The following is a 3,891-nucleotide window of genomic DNA, read 5'->3' on the forward strand; positions in this document are numbered from 1 at the left end:
ATTAAGATCAAGGCGACTTTTCTAATTATTATAGGAGCCTATTCTATTTTGATCCTTATAATGGCTGGGAAAAAGGATGGAAGTTTATTTGGATTCATCCTAGCTCTATCGACAATCATACTTCTTATAAGTAATATCCTAAGTCGAGGAGTAAGAAAGGATGGCTTTGTCGTAATGAATGGAGCCAGTCCCCTTCTGCTTCTTATAAAGATGAGCGATATCAAGGATATAAGCTTAGATGAAAAGAAGGCAGGAATTAAGCTTACTATTAAGGCGCATGGAACTTATTTTGTCGAATATTTTAAGAAGAAAGACATGAAAAAGCTTGAAGAATTTATTGCGGGCTTACAGAAAAAGTAAGTCTAAAAAGCTAAGTGAATAATAATTTCGCTTTTGGTTATAAATAGACTAGGAGGATATATGAAATTTTTACACACGATGATTAGAGTTAAGGACCTTGATAAGTCCTATAAGTTTTATACAGAAGAGTTGGGTTTTGCTGAAAGTAGGAGAAAGGAATTTCCAGACAAGGAGTTTGACCTTGTCTACCTAAAACTTCCTGCTTCTCCTGACTACGAGTTGGAATTAACTTACAATTACGACCAAGAAGAAGCCTACGACTTAGGAAATGGCTACGGCCACATAGCAATCTCACACCCAGATATCAAGTCTTTTAGGGAAGAGTTAAGCAATAAGGGCTATGAAGTTACAGAGCTTAGAGGTCTAAGTGACAATTCAGACAAGTACTTTTTTGTAATAGATCCAGATGGATACAAGATTGAAATTATACAGAAAAAATAATAAAAAAAGGGCTGACGGATTAAATCTGCTGGCCCTATTTGTATCTTTGAGAGATTTCTCTTAAGGCGTGGATTGCCTTATAGACCTCCTCGCTCGTATTGAAGTAGGAAAAGGAAAATCTCACTATGCCCTGTTTTTCTGTTCCCAAGTGTTTATGAATCAGGGGTGCGCAGTGGGCGCCGGGTCTGGTTTGGATATTGTAGTCCTCATCGAGGATGAGGGAGATTTCATCAGAGGGGATATTTCCAATATTAAAGGAAACTAGGCCTGTCTTAAGCTCGGATGGGTCCTTGGAGTAGAAGATAAGTGATGGAATATCTTCGATCCCTCGGTAGAAGCTACTTGCAAGCTCTCTTACCTTTTTATTTATCTTTCCAATGCCCTCATCTAGGATGAAGTCGACTCCTGCCTTTAGGGCGATTTGACCTAGGAAGTTGGCCGTTCCTGCTTCAAATATTTGGGGAAAGGCAGGGGGCATGGTCTTCCTGAAAGAATCTATACCGCTACCTCCGGCAAAGACTTGATCAAAAGCAAAGTCCCCGTTTTTGATAAGTCCACCCGTCCCACTTGGTCCGTAAAGGGATTTATGTCCTGTAAAGACAAAGAGGGAGTTCTCATATTTTCCCATATTTATATCAATAAGGCCCAGACTTTGGGCAGTATCGACTATCATTATTAGCTCGTTTTCTCTGGCAAAGTCATAAAGCCTATCCAAGTCCTTGCTATCTCCTAGGATATTTGAGGCGGAATTTATTACGAGAAATTTCGTATTTTTTCTTAAAAGCTGGGGAAGGCTCTGGTATCTAAGCTCGTAATCCTCATCAAAGTCCACAAAGGAAATATCAGCCCCAGTTTGATAGAGGGGGCGGAGGATAGAGTTGTGCTCTGTAGTCGACGTAATAACGTGATCTTTCCTATTTACCAGAGACTTGATGGCGAAGTTTAGGGCGAAGGTGGCGTTTGCTGTAAGGAGGATATCTGAGGGATTTTCTATATGGCAAAGTCTTGCAAGTGACTTTTTCGTATCAAAGATTGCCATCATGGAGTTTTGGGCGAGCATGTGGCCCGACCTTGAGGGATTGCCAAATTTACCAGAAGAGATTACTTCAACTAGCTTATCTGTAACAGCCTTGGGCTTGTGGATAGTCGTAGCAGCATTATCAAAATACATAGCTAGAAATCACCCTCCTCCCATTTTCGTCTCTTTTCATTAGGAAAATCCCATCATAGTCCCCTTTTTCTAGAATATCAAGGGCCTTGTCCAGATCTTTTTCGAGGAGTCTTAAGGCATAGCCGCAACCTGCGTCGATTTCTGGAGGCAAGGGGATAAGCCTTGCCTTAGCCAAATCTTTTACCTTATCGAGGGCCGCTGCCGGGTCTTCGAATTTCTCAAAGGAGAAAAGGACGAAAGTTTCTCCTAGCATGGACTAACTGTGTGGTAGCTTCGTAGGATTTCGACGATCTTATACATATTTGTAATCTCGCCTACAGCAAGCTTTTCCTTAAGCTTGTAATTTCCTAGACAAAGGCCGCAAGATAAGATTTCTACACCCTTAGCTTCAAGAGTCTTTAAGTCTTCTATGGTCTTTTCATTTTCTGCTGTGAGGAAAACTCCCCTGTTGTAGAAGATTACTTTTTCTGGAAGCTTATCTTGTTCTGTAAGGGCATAGATGAAACCTTCAAGTAGGCTCCTTGAGAAATCCTCATCGCCCTTGCCCATCCTGTCATCAGAGATTGCTACAACATAGGAAGATGTGTCGATTTTATTTTCATTTTCTGACGCTTCTTCTTTGCTTTGGGCGCCTTTCTTAAGGCTTACCTTGTAGACTCCGTCTTCGATTTTTTCAGTAGATGATTCGATTTTTAGTTCCTTGGCCATCTTGGCGAGGTTTTGGGTTGCTACTTCATTATCTACTAGGATTTCGAAGTCTACTTCGTCTGGATTTTCCTTGATTAACTTCTTTGTTTCAATTACTGGTATTGGGCAAACTTTGCCTAAACAATCAATTTTTTTCATAATAGCTCCTTTATTTTACGATTATCTTGTAAGATCTTTTCTTTTTTACTTGTCCTATTTGATAGATTTCCAGATTATTTTCCTTAAAGTCAGCGATTATCTTTTCTGCTTCTTCTTCGCTTACTGCCACACACAAGCCACCTGATGTCTGAGGGTCAAAGAGGACTTCCTCCATGGCGAAATCATCTATCATAAATTCTACGTCGCCTTCGAGGTAGTTTCTGTTATTTTGTCCGCCAGATGTATAGAGAAACTCACTTGCTAAGTCCTTGGTGGGAGATAGGACTGGTACCTTGTCGCTTTCAAGAATGATAGTAAAGTCATCTCCTGCCATTTCTGAAAGATGACCCAAAAGGCCGAATCCTGTGATATCAGTCGCTGCGTGGATATTGTATTTTACGAAAATATCCCTGGCGTATTTGTTAAGAGTCGCCATCTGCTTTACACAAGTTTCAAAATTATCTTCGCTCACGAGGCCTTGGGCATAGTTTGCTGTAACAAGGGCTGTGCCTATTTTTTTCGTAAGGAGGATCACGTCCCCATCTTTTGGCGTATTATTTTCCCAAATTTCCTTCTTCTTGACCTTGCCAGTGACAGAAAGGCCGTACTTGATGGTCTTATCGTGAATCGAATGACCTCCGGTAAGGCTCGCCTTGGCCTCACTTACCTTATCATTACCTCCACGGAGGATTTCCTTAAGGATAGCGAAGTCCTCTTCTAGGGGAAATGTCACGATATTAAGGGCAGAGATGACTTCACCTCCCATGGCGTAGACATCGCTTAGGGCGTTTGCGGCAGCGATTTGACCGAAAAGATAAGGATCTTCCACCATAGTAGGGAAGAAATCCAGGGTTTGGATCACGCAAGTTTCGCCATCGATGTCGATAATGGCAGCATCATCCTTCTTGTCGAAGCCAACTAGGACATCGCTCCTCCTGTAGGGAGTAATATCCTTTAATAATTTATCCAAATTACCTGCGGCAATCTTGGCATTGCAACCGCCGCATACTTCTAAGTTCTTCATAGGACCTCCTTCTAATATTCTACCGAATATTTTCTAAAAATACATCAAG

6 protein-coding genes are annotated in these 3,891 nt (G+C 41.3%); 2 read left to right on the top strand and 4 right to left on the bottom strand.

From position 1 onward, the window contains the following. Both MRZ08_RS00845 and MRZ08_RS00850 read left to right on the top strand, forming a co-directional pair. A partial coding sequence (locus MRZ08_RS00845) for a hypothetical protein (protein ID WP_297378140.1) occupies nucleotides 1-360 on the top strand: 360 nt, incomplete at its 5' end. Between the two features lie 60 nt (nucleotides 361-420). After that, nucleotides 421-801 carry a VOC family protein gene (locus MRZ08_RS00850; protein WP_297378143.1) on the top strand — a complete coding sequence of 127 codons (381 nt, stop codon included), beginning with the start codon at nucleotides 421-423 and terminating at the stop codon, nucleotides 799-801. A gap of 34 nt (nucleotides 802-835) precedes the next feature. On the opposite strand, the gene MRZ08_RS00855 is transcribed toward MRZ08_RS00850, so the two are convergent. From MRZ08_RS00855 to selD, 4 genes are read right to left on the bottom strand one after another with little or no spacing between them, the layout of a single operon-like run. Then, complete coding sequence (locus MRZ08_RS00855; RefSeq protein WP_297378146.1) at nucleotides 836-1,972, bottom strand: aminotransferase class V-fold PLP-dependent enzyme; 1,137 nt, start codon at nucleotides 1,970-1,972, stop codon at nucleotides 836-838. Further along, nucleotides 1,962-2,225 (bottom strand): DUF3343 domain-containing protein, encoded by a 264-nt coding sequence (locus MRZ08_RS00860; RefSeq protein ID WP_297378149.1) that lies wholly within the window; start codon nucleotides 2,223-2,225, stop codon nucleotides 1,962-1,964. Before MRZ08_RS00860 ends, MRZ08_RS00855 begins: the two co-directional genes overlap by 11 nt. Next, nucleotides 2,219-2,818, bottom strand: coding sequence for a sulfurtransferase-like selenium metabolism protein YedF (gene yedF, locus MRZ08_RS00865; protein WP_297378152.1), 600 nt, complete (start codon nucleotides 2,816-2,818; stop codon nucleotides 2,219-2,221). Before yedF ends, MRZ08_RS00860 begins: the two co-directional genes overlap by 7 nt. 10 nt (nucleotides 2,819-2,828) lie before the next feature. Further along, nucleotides 2,829-3,842, bottom strand: coding sequence for a selenide, water dikinase SelD (gene selD / locus MRZ08_RS00870; protein ID WP_297378155.1), 1,014 nt, complete (start codon nucleotides 3,840-3,842; stop codon nucleotides 2,829-2,831). Between the last annotated feature and the right edge of the window lie 49 nt (nucleotides 3,843-3,891).

The organism is Anaerococcus sp. (assembly GCF_022770135.1).
GTDB lineage: Bacteria > Bacillota > Clostridia > Tissierellales > Peptoniphilaceae > Anaerococcus.